This is a genomic window from Burkholderia lata, assembly GCF_000012945.1.
In the GTDB taxonomy this organism is placed as follows: domain Bacteria; phylum Pseudomonadota; class Gammaproteobacteria; order Burkholderiales; family Burkholderiaceae; genus Burkholderia; species Burkholderia lata.
Genome location: NC_007511.1, coordinates 3390171 through 3403689, shown reverse-complemented (window position 1 = coordinate 3403689; position 13519 = coordinate 3390171). Strand labels below are relative to the sequence as shown.

11 protein-coding genes are annotated in these 13519 nt (G+C 68.9%); 4 read left to right on the top strand and 7 right to left on the bottom strand.

The features are described from left to right. The first annotated feature begins 44 nt into the window (after positions 1-44). Both BCEP18194_RS37760 and BCEP18194_RS37755 read left to right on the top strand, forming a co-directional pair. On the top strand, positions 45-1430 hold the full coding sequence (locus tag BCEP18194_RS37760) for a dihydroorotase (protein WP_011356602.1): 1386 nt from the start codon (positions 45-47) through the stop codon (positions 1428-1430). Beyond that, positions 1427-2704: a Zn-dependent hydrolase gene (locus tag BCEP18194_RS37755; RefSeq protein WP_011356601.1), complete on the top strand. Its 1278-nt coding sequence runs from the start codon at positions 1427-1429 to the stop codon at positions 2702-2704. The genes BCEP18194_RS37760 and BCEP18194_RS37755 overlap by 4 nt, the downstream gene beginning before the upstream one ends. A 32-nt stretch (positions 2705-2736) precedes the next feature. Here BCEP18194_RS37755 and BCEP18194_RS37750 read toward each other — a convergent pair whose 3' ends face one another. The 5 genes from BCEP18194_RS37750 to BCEP18194_RS37730 form a co-directional block, all read right to left on the bottom strand. Continuing rightward, entirely contained in the window at positions 2737-3756 is a 1020-nt protein-coding gene (locus BCEP18194_RS37750; protein ID WP_011356600.1) for an AraC family transcriptional regulator, read from the bottom strand. A gap of 100 nt (positions 3757-3856) precedes the next feature. Further along, the gene (locus tag BCEP18194_RS37745; protein ID WP_011356599.1) at positions 3857-5053 is read right to left on the bottom strand and encodes a porin; all 1197 of its coding nucleotides are present in this window, start codon (positions 5051-5053) and stop codon (positions 3857-3859) included. A gap of 136 nt (positions 5054-5189) precedes the next feature. Next, positions 5190-6380: an MFS transporter gene (locus BCEP18194_RS37740; protein WP_011356598.1), complete on the bottom strand. Its 1191-nt coding sequence runs from the start codon at positions 6378-6380 to the stop codon at positions 5190-5192. After that, positions 6377-7789 carry a D-arabinono-1,4-lactone oxidase gene (locus BCEP18194_RS37735; protein ID WP_011356597.1) on the bottom strand — a complete coding sequence of 471 codons (1413 nt, stop codon included), beginning with the start codon at positions 7787-7789 and terminating at the stop codon, positions 6377-6379. The genes BCEP18194_RS37740 and BCEP18194_RS37735 overlap by 4 nt, the downstream gene beginning before the upstream one ends. Positions 7790-7863: 74 nt before the next feature. Next, positions 7864-9090, bottom strand: a complete 1227-nt coding sequence (locus BCEP18194_RS37730) for an amino acid deaminase/aldolase (RefSeq protein ID WP_011356596.1) — start codon at positions 9088-9090, stop codon at positions 7864-7866. Between the two features lie 430 nt (positions 9091-9520). On the opposite strand from BCEP18194_RS37730, the gene plcR reads away from it, so the two are divergent. Further along, positions 9521-10234 carry a phospholipase C accessory protein PlcR gene (gene plcR / locus BCEP18194_RS37725; protein WP_011356595.1) on the top strand — a complete coding sequence of 238 codons (714 nt, stop codon included), beginning with the start codon at positions 9521-9523 and terminating at the stop codon, positions 10232-10234. Between the two features lie 66 nt (positions 10235-10300). Continuing rightward, positions 10301-11677, top strand: a complete 1377-nt coding sequence (locus BCEP18194_RS37720) for a pectin acetylesterase-family hydrolase (protein ID WP_011356594.1) — start codon at positions 10301-10303, stop codon at positions 11675-11677. 109 nt (positions 11678-11786) lie between these two features. Here the strand turns inward: BCEP18194_RS37720 and BCEP18194_RS37715 are convergent, their stop codons facing one another. Together BCEP18194_RS37715 and BCEP18194_RS37710 are read right to left on the bottom strand one after the other, a co-directional pair. After that, entirely contained in the window at positions 11787-12110 is a 324-nt protein-coding gene (locus tag BCEP18194_RS37715) for a DUF4148 domain-containing protein (protein ID WP_011356593.1), read from the bottom strand. A 275-nt stretch (positions 12111-12385) separates the two neighbouring features. Further along, on the bottom strand, positions 12386-13501 hold the full coding sequence (locus BCEP18194_RS37710; RefSeq protein ID WP_011356592.1) for a J domain-containing protein: 1116 nt from the start codon (positions 13499-13501) through the stop codon (positions 12386-12388). Positions 13502-13519: the final 18 nt, after the last annotated feature.

The window sequence follows — 13519 nt, the reverse complement described above, 5'->3', positions numbered from 1 at the left end:
AGCGCTGCCTAAACTGCTCGTGATCAAAAAAGCAGGAGGCGCAGATGAGCGAATTCGAACAGGTGGTGCGCGGCCGGTTGGTCGATGCGCGCGAGGTGGTCGACGACGGCTGGCTCGCGATCAGGAACGGGCGGATCGCCGCGCGTGGCACGGGTGCGCCGCCGGCGGCGCGCGACACGATCGATGCGCGCGGGCAGTGGGTGCTGCCGGGCGTTGTCGACGGGCAGGTGCATGCGGCCAGCCAGGCGAACCAGGAGGGGCTCGGTCATGCGTCGCGTGCGGCCGCCGCCGGGGGCGTGACGGTGATGGTCGACATGCCGTACGACGATCCGGAGCCGGTTGCGTCGCGCGCGCAGCTCGACCGCAAGATCGCGGAAGCCGAGCGCGATTGCCACGTCGACGTCGCGCTGTACGGCACGCTCAACGCGAAGCACGGCCTGGAAGCAGCGGCCGGGCTGATCGACGGCGGTGTGTGCGCGTTCAAGTTCTCGACGTTCGAGGCGACGCCCGGCCGGTTTCCGCGCGTCGAGGAGGACGTGCTGTACGACGCGTTCCGGCTGATCGCGCCGTCGGGCCTCGCATGCGGTGTGCACAACCAGATGCAGGACATGACGCGCAAGAACATCGCGCGGATGATCGAGGCCGGCGACACGGGCTGGGACGCGTTCCTGCGCGCGCATCCGCCGCTGATCGAGAACCTCGCGACCGCGCTGATCTACGAGATCGGCGCGGAGACGGGCGCCCGCGCACACGCGGTGCACGTGTCGACGTCGCGCGGCTTCGAGCTGTGCAACCTGTTCCGGCAGGCCGGCCATCGCGCGAGCATCGAGACCTGCGTGCAGTACCTGATGCTCGACCACGAAACGCACACGAAGCGCTTCGGCTCGAAAACCAAGCACTACCCGCCGATCCGGCCGCGCGCCGAGCAGGATCTGCTGTGGACGCACATCGCGCGCGGCGAATGCACGTTCGTGTCGTCGGATCACGTGAGCTGGGGGCTCGAGCGCAAGGGCGACCCGAACGTGTTCCGCAACGCGTCGGGCGGCCCGGGGCTCGAAACGCTGCTGCCCGCGTTCTGGACCGGCTGCGAACAGCATGGCGTCGCGCCGACGCGCGTGGCCGAACTGCTCGCGACGAACCCGGCGCGGCATTTCCTGCTCGATGACCGCAAAGGGTCGCTCGACGTCGGCGCCGATGCGGATTTCGTGATCCTCACGCCGGAACGTTATGCGTTCGATCCGTCGCGCAGCCTGTCGGCTGTGCAGTGGAGCGCATTCGAAGGGATGGAATTCACGGTGCGGATCGCCGCCACGTACTGCCGCGGCGCGCTCGTGTACGACGGCGAGCGCATCGTCAATCCGGCGGGCTCGGGCCGTTTCCTGAAGCCGCACGGCAGCCGGTCGATCGCCACACATCGGGAGCACGCATGAATCCGACGGATTTTCCTTTCCCGCCGCTGAACGCCGAACGCCTGAACGCACGCGTCGAGCAACTGGCGCGCTTCACGCGGCCCGATGTCCCGTGGACGCGCCGTGCGTTCTCGCCGCTCTTCACCGAAGCGCGCGCATGGCTTGCCGCGCAGTTCGCCGAAGCGGGCCTCACCGTGTCGATGGACGCGGGCGGCAACCTGATCGGCCGCCGCGAAGGCAGCGGCCGTTGCACGAAACCGCTCGTCACGGGGTCGCATTGCGACACGGTGGTCGGCGGCGGCCGCTTCGACGGGATCATCGGCGTGCTCGCGGGCATCGAGGTCGCGCATACGCTGAACGAGCAGGGGATCGTGCTCGACCATCCGTTCGAGGTGATCGACTTCCTGTCCGAAGAACCGAGCGACTACGGCATCTCGTGCGTCGGCAGCCGTGCGCTGTCGGGCGTGCTCGACGCCGGCATGCTGCGCGCGACGAATGCCGAAGGCGAAACGCTCGCGGAAGCGCTGCGCCGCATCGGCGGCAATCCGGACGCGCTGCGCGAACCGCTGCGCGCGCCGGGCAGCACCGCAGCGTTCGTCGAATTGCATATCGAGCAAGGCCCGGTACTCGAAACGCGCGGCTTGCCGATCGGCGTCGTGACCAACATCGTCGGCATCCGGCGCGTGCTGATCACCGTGACCGGGCAGCCCGACCATGCTGGCACGACGCCGATGGACATCCGTCGCGACGCGCTCGTCGGTGCCGCGCACGTGATCGAGGCCGCGCATGCGCGCGCGTCGGCGCTGTCGGGCAATCCGCACTATGTCGTCGCGACGATCGGGCGGATCGCGATGACGCCGAACGTGCCGAACGCGGTGCCGGGGCAGGTCGAACTGATGCTCGAAGTGCGCAGCGACAGCGACGCGGTGCTCGACGCGTTCCCCGAGGCGCTGCTGGCCGGTGCGGCCGCGCGGCTCGACGCGTTGCGGTTGAGCGCGCGTGCGGAGCACGTGAGCCGCGCACGGCCGACCGATTGCCAGCCGCTCGTGATGGACGCGGTCGAACAGGCGGCCACGCAGCTCGGCTATCCGAGCATGCGGTTGCCGAGCGGCGCGGGGCACGATGCGGTGTACGTTGCGCCGACCGGGCCGATCGGGATGATCTTCATTCCGTGCCTGGGCGGCCGCAGTCATTGCCCGGAAGAATGGATCGAGCCGCAGCAACTGCTCGACGGCACGCGCGTGCTGTATCAAACGCTCGTCGCGCTCGATCGTTCGCTCGCGGGTGCGGCGTAACGGCGGCCCGGCCGTGCCGCGCGGCGGGGGGGCTACGCCGGCCGCTGTCCTTCGCGCGGCCCGTGCCCCGTCCACCGCTTGAACGCGCGCCGGAAGTTATGCGCGTCGCTGAACCCGACTTCGTGCGCGACGTCCTCGATCGACAGCCGCGGGTTGCTCAGCAGCGTGAACGCGCGCTTCCTGCGGATCGTGTCGATCACCGTCTGATACGACACGCCCTGGTCGGCAAGCCGCCGGCGGAGTGTGCGCTCGCTCATGCACAGCTGCGCGGCGATTTCGGCGAGCGACGGCGCATGCCGCAGGTCGCGCCGCATGATCCGTTCGATCGATTCGAGAAACTCGGTGCCTTCGGGTTCGGGCGGCAGCGCGTCCTGCAGGAATTCGAGCGCCTGGCGATGCGCGAGCGGATCGTGGGTCGCGATCGGGCGGTTGCCGAGCGCCGCGTCGCATGAAAACAGGTTCTGCTCCTGTTCGAACCGCACCGGGCACGGGAACACGCGCGTGTATTGCTCCGCATAGGCCGGCGGCGGGTAGCTGAGATCGACGACCTTCGGCTGGAACGCGGGGCCGACGAGCGAGCGCCCGATCTTCATGAAGCTGCCGAACGCTTCCTCGACGAGGAACGCCTCGATGTCGGGTTCGAGAAAGACGTTGGTCGCGCGGATCGACAGCGTGCGCGCATCCGAGATCACCTCGAAGCGCATCAGCGGCCCCGTGTGGCGCTGCAGTTCCATCCCGACGGAGATCGCATCCTTCAGCGTCGGGCTCGTCAGCATCGCATAGCCGACCAGGCCGATCGACGCGATCGTCTCGCTCGTGCCGAGTTCGAGGCCGAGCGCCCGCCCCGGCGCCATGTCGAGCGCGCGGCGGATCATCGTGCTCGCCTGACGCAGGGAAATCCGGCACGACGGATTCGACAGGTCCGCGACGTCGAAGCCGAGCCCGAGGCACAGCCGCGTGGGGTCGATGCCCAGCTCCTTGCTTGTCTCCGCGAGGCACCGCAACAGATGGACCGGCAGATTCGCCGTCGTATAACGGTCGGTATCGTCCATGGATGCTCCGTATTTTTTTCCATGGATTGTACTCGTCCCGCCTGGCCGGAGACCCGGTGCCTCCCCGGCCACGATCGCCCACATCCGGCGCGGCCCCGCGTCAGAAGTAGTGGCGCAGGCCGACCGTCGCGCCGAGCTGCGTGGTGCTCGTGCTCGGCGACTGCCCGTTCACGCCGACCAGCTGCGCGCCGATCAGGCCGCCGCGATAGATCGCGTAGTCGACTTCCGCGTAGAGCATGCTGCGCTTCGACAGGCTGTAGCCGGCGATCACCTGGAACTGGCGCGCGCGGCCGTCGAAGTCCGGCGTGTAGCCCGACTGCGTGGTCCACCACGCGTTGACGGCGGCCGTGAACGCCGACGTGAACCGGTAGGTCAGCCCCGCGAGCGCCATCTTGCGGCGCCGGAACCCGCCGGGCGTCGACGGATCGGCCACCTGCGCGGGCGAGATGATGCCGAGCGCGGCGAGATCGGTCGAGCTGAACGGGCCGTTCTCGAACGACGTGAAGTCGTTGTCGCGCGCGTTCTCGATATAGCCGGCGTTGACGGTCGCGTTGCCGAGCGTGACGGAGCCGCCGCCGCCATAGATGTCGAATTTCGCGTGCGTGACGTCGTCCCAGGTGCGCATGAACGACGCGCCGACCGTAAACGGCCCCTTGTCCGGCGCGTACGCGATCGCCGCACCGGCCTGGCTGCCGAGCACGCCGCCGCCCGCATGGCCGCCCGGCGCGTACTGCGCGAGCAGGTACAGGCTGCCGAGCTGCGCGCCGTACTGGATCATGTTGCTGGTGCGCGCGCCCGCGAGCATCGTCTGCTCCGGCTTGAACAGGTTGAAGTACGGATCCTGCGGGCCGGCCCACAGGTTCGAGCCGTAGGTCAGCGACACCATCTCGAACGGCACGTTGTACTGGCGGCCGAGCGCGAGCTGGCCGAGCGACGTCGACGTGAGCCCCACGTACGCGACCTGGAAGAAGTTCGGTGAACCGGCCGGCACGATCGCGCCGCTGTTCGGGCCGAAGTGGCTCTCGACGTTGAACTGCGCGGACAGCCCGCCGCCGAGATCCTCCTGGCCCTTGAGGCCCCAGTAGCTTTCCGTCAGGCCGCCGCCGTCGGCCATCGAGATCTTGCGGCCCGTCGACACCGGCGAGCCGTCGGCGCCGTACGACACGCCGTGCGTTTCGTAGCGGATGCCCGCATCGATCACGCCGTACAGCGTCACGTTGCTTTGCGCGTGCGCGCCGGTACCGGCCAGGACCAACATCGCGCAGCACGCGGCGCGAACGCTATCGTGACGATTCATTCTTTTGGACTCCGCATCGACAGGGGGACGGCGGCTCGTACCGCCGGAAACGAATGTAGAAAGCCAAATTTGCGCGGGCCAAGGCCGCGGCGGCCATTCTCATGGTGCGTCGCGGCCACGCCGTGGCGCACTGCGGTCAGGGCGACGGCGACGCGCTGGCCACCGCACCGGGCGCCGCGCGGCGCAACGCGAGCCGCACGAACGGGGCGGCGGCCAGCACGGCCACGCACAGCACGTGGGCGACGCGCGTGCCGCCGAAGCGACCGAGCAGCGCACCGGACAGCGCGGTGCCGATGCCGGCCGCGAAGAACGTGACGACGAGCGTGCGCGCGACCAGCGAGCCGTCCGGGTCGACGTCGGACAGCATGCCGGTGAGGAACGGCACGATCACGAAGAACGCGCTGTTCAGCACGAACTGGCTCAGGAAGTACGCGCTGCCGCTGCGCGTGCTGAAGAACCATTCGATCGACGCGATCATCGCGAGCTGCGCGGCCCAGATCAGCGCGAGGCGGTGTTTGTGGCTGGCCGGATGCGACGGAATCGCCGCGCCGACGAAACCGAGCAGCGACGACACCGACAGCAGTACGCCGATCGTCGTCGGCGACAGCCCCGCACGTTCGCCGACGAAGCCGGCGATCGCCCATTGCGATGCCTGCACGCCGTAGACGAGCGCGGTCACGACCCAGATCGCGATCACCGGCCGCCACGGCAGCGTGCCGGCGCGCACGTGAGTCTGAGCGGGTGCGCTCGCGAACGCGTCGATGCCGCGGATCGCGGGCGCCAGCACGGCGACGACGGCCGCCAGCAGCGCGAACACCCAGTGCCCGAGCCAGCCGGCCGGCATCGCGGAGATCAGCACGAGGATGCCGCCGTTGATGATGCCCGCGAGCAGGTTGATTTGCCCCCACAGGCGGTCGGTCGACGCGCGCTGCGACACGCCGGACGCGACGACGACGAACAGCATCCCCTCGAACAGCCCCGTCATCCCGCGCGCGAGCGCCGCGGACACGATCCCGGGTGCGACCGCGCTGAGCGCCTGCCCGGCGATCGTGCCGACCAGGCCGGCCAGCGTGAACGGCCGCGCGGCGCGCGCGATCCGGTGCGACAGCAGCGCGCAACTGATCGCGATGCCGAGGATCTCGGCGCTGACGAGCGCGGTCGCGGTGCCTTCGTCGAGCCGGAAGCGTGTCATCACGGCCGCGACGAGGAACGGCGACAGGATCAGGCCGTTGGTGGCCGCCGCGAACGCGAGTGCAAGGCGGACGACGGCGCCGGTCGACGGATCGGGGCGCGACTGTGCGGCGGCATGCAGGGTGGCGGTGCTCACGAGGCCTCCTGGTTGGATCGCGGCCGATGTTGTGCGATGCCGGCCGTTTCGTGCATCGGGGGTGTCCCTCGGCGGGCCGGCGTGGCGCGCGCGGTTGAGGCTACGCTCGCGCTGGCGTGTTGCGGCAGCCCGAACAGCGTGCGCAGGTACGGCGTCAGGAAGCGGCCAAGCGGATCCATCCGTTCGCGCAACGCGAGGAAATCGTCCCAGTGCGGGTAGCACGCCGCCAGCTCGGCGGCCTTCATCGCATGCACCTTGCCCCAGTGCGGCCGCCCGCCATGATTGCGGCAGATCGCCTGCACGCCCGAGAAGTACGCGTCGAACGGCATCCCGCGATACTGGTGCACCGAGATGCGCACGCTGTCGCGCCCATAGTCGGGGCTCAGCCAGATGTCGTCGCCGCGCACCCAGCGGTATTCGATCGGGAACATCAGCGGGAAGCTGCGGCGCGCGATGAACGAGCGGATCTCGCGCAGCGCGTCGGCACCGCGCTCGGCCGGCACCGACCATTCCATTTCGTTGAAGCGCACGCGGCGCACCGTCGACAGCATCGCGTAGCTCGCATCCACGTGCCGGCCGGCCGACACGGTCGACGCGCACAGCCGGCTCAGCGCCGGGCACAGCGACGGTACGCGTTTGCCGAGCCCGCACAACGCGCCGAACACCGTGTTCTCGAGGAACGATTCGGACGCGCGGCTTGCCCAGTGCACCGAGTCGGCCGGCTCGTCGGTCATGTCCCACGCCTTGGTCAGCACGGTGTCCGTATGCGGGAACCAGTAGAACTCGAACGATCGGTGCTTCGCGATCAGCGTATCCGCTTGCGCGAGGCAGTCGTCGAGCTGCATGCCGCCGCGCTCGAGGCGCAGCTTGAACGCGGGCACGAGGCGCAGGCCGATCTCGGTCAGCACGCCGAGCGCGCCGAGCCCGATCCGGCCGCCGGCGAACAGCTCGGGATGCGTGTCGGCGCTCGCGCGGATCTCGCTGCCGTCCGCGCACATGAAGGTCAGGCTGTCGATCTGCGTCGACAGGTTGCCGAGCGTGATGCCGGTGCCGTGCGTGCCGGTGCTGGTCGCGCCGGCGATCGACTGCACGTTGATGTCGCCAAGGTTCTCCATCGCGAGGCCGTGCGCGGCGAGCGCCGGGCCCAGCGCCCACAGCCGCGTGCCGGCATGCACGCGTGCGACGCGCCGGTCGCGGTCGACGTCGATCACGCCTTGCATCCCGTCGAGCGACAGGATCACGTCGTCGGTCTGCACGAGCGGCGAGAACGAGTGACCGGCGCCGGCCGCGCGCACGGTGGCGCCGGCTGCCGCCGCATCGCGCAGCACGGCCGCGAGCCCGGCGTGCGACGCAGGCGTCGACACGGTTGCATCAGGACTGCAGACATATCCCGACCAGTTACGCCACATGGCATTGTCTCCGTGGTTGTCGTTTGAATGGGGTGAACGGGTTGATCGGTTGGAACGACGGGCGGCGCGGCCCGCTAGAAGAAGCTCTTGCCTTCGCCGCGATAGGTGGGCGCCTCGCCGACCACGCGGCCGCCACGGATCAGCAGCAGCGTGTTGAAGCGTTCGCACAGCTCGCCGGCTTTCGCGTGGCGAAACAGGATCGGGTCGCCGATCGCCGGTGCGACGCCGTGCGGCACGCGCAGGGGCGTCTGCACTTCGCCCGCGCCTTCGTTGTCGATCAGCGTGCAGCCGGCCGGCAGCCACGGCCGCGGCAGCCGGCTCTTGCCGGCCGGCCCCGACGCGATATAGCCGCCGCCCGAGCAGGTCACGATGCCCGGCTGAGGAATCCGCACGACCGGCAGCGCGAAGCCGGCCGCCGGCTGCGCATGAAATGCCGCGTAGTGATCGAACAGCGCCGGCGCGTAGAGGCCGGAGCCGGCTGCAAGCTCGGTGACCGACGCGTCGCCGAGCGTGCTCTCGATGCTGCCGGTGCCGCCGCCGTTCACGAAGCGCAGCCGGTGGCCTGCCGCCGCGAGCGCCTGCACGGCCGCCTGGCGGCGCGCATTGATCTCGCGTGCCGAGCGGCGTTTCAGGTGGCGTACCAGCGCGTTGCGCGCGCCGTTGCCCGGCTCGGTGTCGGCCACGCCGGCGATCTGTCCTTCGTAACCCATCAGCCCGTCGAGCCGCACGTGCGGGCGCTCGCCGATGCGGTGCGCGAGCGCGAGCACGCCGGCCGCATCGCGCACCGGCGAGCGGTACATGCCGAAGTACAGGCCCGGATACGCGGACGACATGTCGAGGTCGATCGCGAGCGGGATCGTCACGCGTTCGTCGTGCGCGACGCGGTCGATCGCGTCGACCTGCGCGGCATCGTCGACCATCAGCGTGATCGAACGGCCGCGCCGGAGTTGCGCCGCCACCGCGCGCAGGTCGTCGGGCTCGACGGTCGGATACGCGACGACGATGTCGTCGAACCCGCCGTCCGCGAGCCATGCGGCTTCCGCGGCCGAGTAGCACAGCAGCCCCTGCATGAACGGGCCGGCGGCGAGCACCGCGCCGATCAGTTCGCGCGAGCGCACCGACTTCGTCGCGAGCCGGATCGGCAGGCCGCGTGCGCGGCGCTTCAGGTCGGCGAGGTTCGCGTCGAGGCAGTCGAGATTGACGAAGGCGGCAGGCAGCCGGCGGCCCGCGAGCGCGTCGCGATAGGTCGGATAGTCGTGGACGGCGGCGGGTGCGCGATGCGGAAGGTCTGCACGGCTCATGGAACGGGCTCGGCTGGGTGGGGTGGGCGTCGCGCCGACCGTTCGGCGCGTGTCGGAAACCAGCATAGGGCTGGCCAAAATACCGACCAAGCGCTCAGCGGGTCGTTCGACGGGTCTGATCCGGCCATCCGCATCGGCCACGCCGACGCGTGACCGTCGTGCGCCGCGCGGCTGGATCGCTGCTTGCTTGGTGTCGCGACGCACACGGCGCGTACTGGCCCGAACCGCCGCCGCACGGGCGTGGCGCGCGACATCGTGTGCTTGCCCATGCGACGACGAAATGCGTTTCAAACGTCTTGCCGGACGTGGCCGCTGCGAGCAGGTTTAGTGCCTGCGTTCTAGTGCCGCTTTTGACTGCATGCCGGATTCGACCTAGAACCTACTCGCGGATGCACCGGCGAAGAACGGCATGACGTGACGAGGAGGCGACGTGAAGAAGAACAGGGCACTCTGGCGGCGCACGGGCGCGATCGCGGCGATCGGCGTGGCCGTCGTTGCAATCTGGCGATATGAAGCGGCGACACCGGCACAAGCCGCGTCGTCCGACACAACGACCGCGACGGCGAGCGCGCAGCCAGGCGCAGCCGATGCGTTCGGCACCGGCGCGGCGACGCCCGGCCCCGAGGAGCGGCGGCTCGATGTCGATGCGCTGCGCCGCAGCCTTGCAGCGCGCCCCGACGCGGACGCCGAAGTGAAGCGCATCGTCGCGTTCGCACGCTTTCGCGACGAGGTTGCCGCGTATGGGGATCGCCGCAACAGCATGCCGCAAGCCGAGCGCGCCGCACTCGCGCGCCGGATTCTCGACGAACTGCCCGACCATGTCGCGCGCAACGAGATCGTGCCGGTGCAGGCCGAAGCGCTGAGCGCGGCGCTGCTGACCGATACCGAAGCCGACCCCGCGACACGCAGCGCGGCAATCCGGTCGATGCGCGCGCAATGGGACGCCTACTCGCAGCAGACGGTCGGCCCGTCGCCCGCGCAGGACCCGCGCTATCTCTCGTACGAACAGCAGAGCCGCGACGTAGTCCGGCAGGTTCAGGCGAGCATTCCCGATCCCGACCAGCAACAAGCCGTCATCGCGCAGCGCCTGCAGGCGTTGCGGGTCCAGCTGTTCGACGGTGCGTCACCGTCCGGCGTGCACTGAGCGCCGAATCCGCGACGCCGGGACGGAGCCCGGCGGCCGCGTCATGTCCATCGACAAGGAGGGGAGATGTCCACAGCACGAAGCCTGCTGCGCGCGGCCGTTGCCGCACTGCTCGGTTGCGCGGCACTGAACGGCCACGCCGCCGATACGACGATGCCGGATCCGTCGATTCCATACTATTCGTGGTACGAAGTGACGTTGCCGGAGAGTACCGGTGCATCGTGCGGCAACGGCACGCCGATGCGCTTCTACATCAATCGCGCGCAGTCGGACAACCTGCTGTACATGATGGAGCCGGGCGGCGCGTGCTGGGACTACGGCACCTGCACGCAAACGTCGACCGGCGCCGAGGCCGGCCTAGGCGGCTTCAACCCGGACGGCATCCCGCACAACTACATGAACGGCACCGCGAACGAGAGCCTGCTCTCGTCGTTCCTGTCGCCGCTGCTCACGCGGATGGATCTCGCGCACATTCTCGTCGGCGAACCGAAGGTCGAGACGCAGCAGTGGACACAGGTTTTCGTGCCCTATTGCACCGGGGATATCCACATGGGCAGCGCGGTGCGCAACTACACCGCGCCGAGCGGCGACTGGCGGCTGCAGCACTACAGCGGGCTGAAGAACATCCAGGCCGTCGCGCAGTGGCTGACGTCGCACGGCTTCGGCAAGCCGAACCGGCTGCTCGTGTACGGGATGAGCGCGGGCGGCTATGGCACGCTCGCGAACTACGCGACGCTGCGCAACACGCTGCAGCCGCAGGCGCATAGTTCGCTGCTCGACGACGCCGGCACGGTGTTCAACACGCCGTTCGATGCGGACGCGGCCACGCATCCGTCGGTCGGTCTGTACGACCGCGTGCGCACCGAGTGGGGGATGACGGGCCCCGACGGGATGATCACCGTGAACAGCCGGCTGACCAGCCATTTCGATCCGGGCAACATGGGGAGCGCGTACGCGGCGCTGTCGGCGACGTATCCGCACGACCGCTTCGGCTTCTCGAGCTACCAGCGCGACAAGATCATCGCCGCGTATCACTATCGCGCGTTTGTGCCGGCCGTGATCGCGGCGCCCGACGACGCGACGAAGGATTCGCTGTCGCTCGCGATGTTCGACCAGGAGCTGGACGGGCTGAAGCAGACGCTGAACCCGCTGCCGAACTTCGGCTACTTCATGCCGTGGGCGCGCAACGACTTCATCGACAACCACCAGGTGACGGCGGTCAGCTTTACCGGGTCGGGGATCCACGAGAATGGCATCGACGCGGATATCGGCACCTTCGTCGACAACCTGCTGAACCAGCAGGACCCGGCCGATACGCCGGTGATGAAGGCGTTCCGCACGCAGCAGTGGTCGGATTTCACGTTCTCGACGTTTCTCGCGTGGATCGACAGCATCTTCAACCTGACCGGCGAAGCGGGGCCGATCTCGGGGCACCGGGCGTGACGTGAAGCAGCGGTTCGCCCGAGCGGGCGACCGCGATGCAGTGCGGCGGCCGGGTGTCTTGGCCGCTCGCCTGCGTCGATGCGTGGCCGTGCGTGACGGCGCGACGGTGTTACGGCTTCACCACGGCAACCGCCGGCGCACCCGACTCCGTGCTCGCCGCAGCGTTCGACCCGTAGGCCGCTTCGGCGCTCTTGCGCTCGGCCAGCCGCTTGGCGGCCAGGCGTTCCTGCGCGGCGACGATGTCGCCAGGATAGTTGTCGCCATCACCGGCGATCGGCTCGTAACCGACCGACTCGAGGTCGAGCAATTCCTGGCGGACCTGTGCACGCGTGAGCGCCGAGTGCGACGATTGCGCGTACGACGCGGTCGGTGCGGCGAGGAGAACGGTGGCGGTAGCGGCGACGGTGGCGATGGTGACGATGATGGATTTCACGGTTTCCTCAGACGGTTTCGTTGCGGCTCAGCGCGATTGGGGCTGGCTGAACCGACGAGACAAGTTTAGGAACCCGGATCGGCCGGATAAATGCAGATTCCTGTCCAGCTGTGTTCCTGAATCCGTGAAAGTGGGTGATGCGCGGTGTCCGGGATGGCCGGCTCCGGCTTGTATCGGTGGTGCGGAATGCCGATCGATGAGGGGCGCGCAGCCATACCGTCAGGCTGGCTACGCATTCGATGGTCGGCGGGCAGACGCATGCCCGCCCGGCACGGCTAGTCGTCGAAGCGCGGGAAGGCCTGCTGGCGCTTCATGTCCTTCAGCCATTCCCTGACGTTCGCGGGATCGTCGAACTCGCGCAGCGTCAGGTTCAGGTCGTGGATGCTGCGCTGAGTGCCCGCGATGTCGCGCGTGAGCATGCGCATGATGGTATCGGGTGCGACCTTGACCGACGGCGCGATCCCGTAGGTCCGCCGGAATCCGGTCTCGACGTCCTGGATCTCCTGGTCCAGCTCGCGCAGCTGATCTTCCAGGATGCCGTTGTAGCGCGCGAGCCGATCTTCGCCGAGACCGTTGATCGCGTGCCGGTCGATCTGTTCGATCTCCAGTTGCAGCTCCAGCAGTTGCAGGAGCTTGCCGTTCGCGTAAGCGTGGTTGACCCGCTGCATCAGCACGGTCTTGCGTTCCTGTTCCTGCGGATCGGTTTCGCGATCGGGGTGCAGCGCACTCGCCAGCTTCCGGTAGACCTCGCGGATCGAGCGGCTCGCTTCGGCCTGCTCGGCTTCGCGCTTCGCCAGCGCGGCCGATTGGCGGGGCGCTTTCTTGCGTTTGGCGCGTTGTGCCTCGCGGGCCGCGTGCTCGGCCATGTCCCGCGCGAACTGCTCGTCCAGTTCGGCCTGCACGCGCGCCATGAGTGCTTCGGGCGACAGCGCGTCGAGATCGTCTTCCGTTGTCGCGCCAGGCGTCGATGCCGACTCCGGTTCCAGCTCCGGCTCGGCTGCCGAGTTGCTGCCGTGATCGGCCGCGCTGTGCCGGGCGTGGATGGCCTTCAGCTGCGCATCGTCGCTGAAATCGAGCAAGTCGCGCGCCATGTTGGCGATCATCCCGGACAGGGTGTGCTGCTCGGCCTTGCTCAAGCCTTTCTGCAGGTATGCGTCGTCGAGCTGATTGAGCAACCGGATCCGCAGTGCGGTCGACGTCTGTTCGAGCGGCAACAGCTCGTCGACGAATTTCTTCTGGAAGGCCGGCATCGCGGCTTCCCACGCGCCGAGCCGCTCGCGCCGCTTCTCGATCTGCTGGACGAGCGTATTGAATGCTTTCTGGGCTTTCGACAGGCTGGCTGTCTCGTGGCCGGGCGCGATGGCGACCGCTGTTCCGCGACGTGCGGTCATGATGAATCTCCTTCGGCT

Excerpts from the sequence above, each read along its gene's own strand:
- BCEP18194_RS37760 (WP_011356602.1), top strand. The coding sequence starts at position 45 with ATGAGCGAATTCGAACAGGTGGTGCGCGGCCGGTTGGTCGATGCGCGC.
- BCEP18194_RS37755 (WP_011356601.1), top strand. The coding sequence starts at position 1,427 with ATGAATCCGACGGATTTTCCTTTCCCGCCGCTGAACGCCGAACGCCTG.
- BCEP18194_RS37750 (WP_011356600.1), bottom strand. The coding sequence starts at position 3,756 with ATGGACGATACCGACCGTTATACGACGGCGAATCTGCCGGTCCATCTG.
- BCEP18194_RS37745 (WP_011356599.1), bottom strand. The coding sequence starts at position 5,053 with ATGAATCGTCACGATAGCGTTCGCGCCGCGTGCTGCGCGATGTTGGTC.
- BCEP18194_RS37735 (WP_011356597.1), bottom strand. The coding sequence starts at position 7,789 with ATGTGGCGTAACTGGTCGGGATATGTCTGCAGTCCTGATGCAACCGTG.
- BCEP18194_RS37730 (WP_011356596.1), bottom strand. The coding sequence starts at position 9,090 with ATGAGCCGTGCAGACCTTCCGCATCGCGCACCCGCCGCCGTCCACGAC.
- BCEP18194_RS37720 (WP_011356594.1), top strand. The coding sequence starts at position 10,301 with ATGTCCACAGCACGAAGCCTGCTGCGCGCGGCCGTTGCCGCACTGCTC.
- BCEP18194_RS37710 (WP_011356592.1), bottom strand. The coding sequence starts at position 13,501 with ATGACCGCACGTCGCGGAACAGCGGTCGCCATCGCGCCCGGCCACGAG.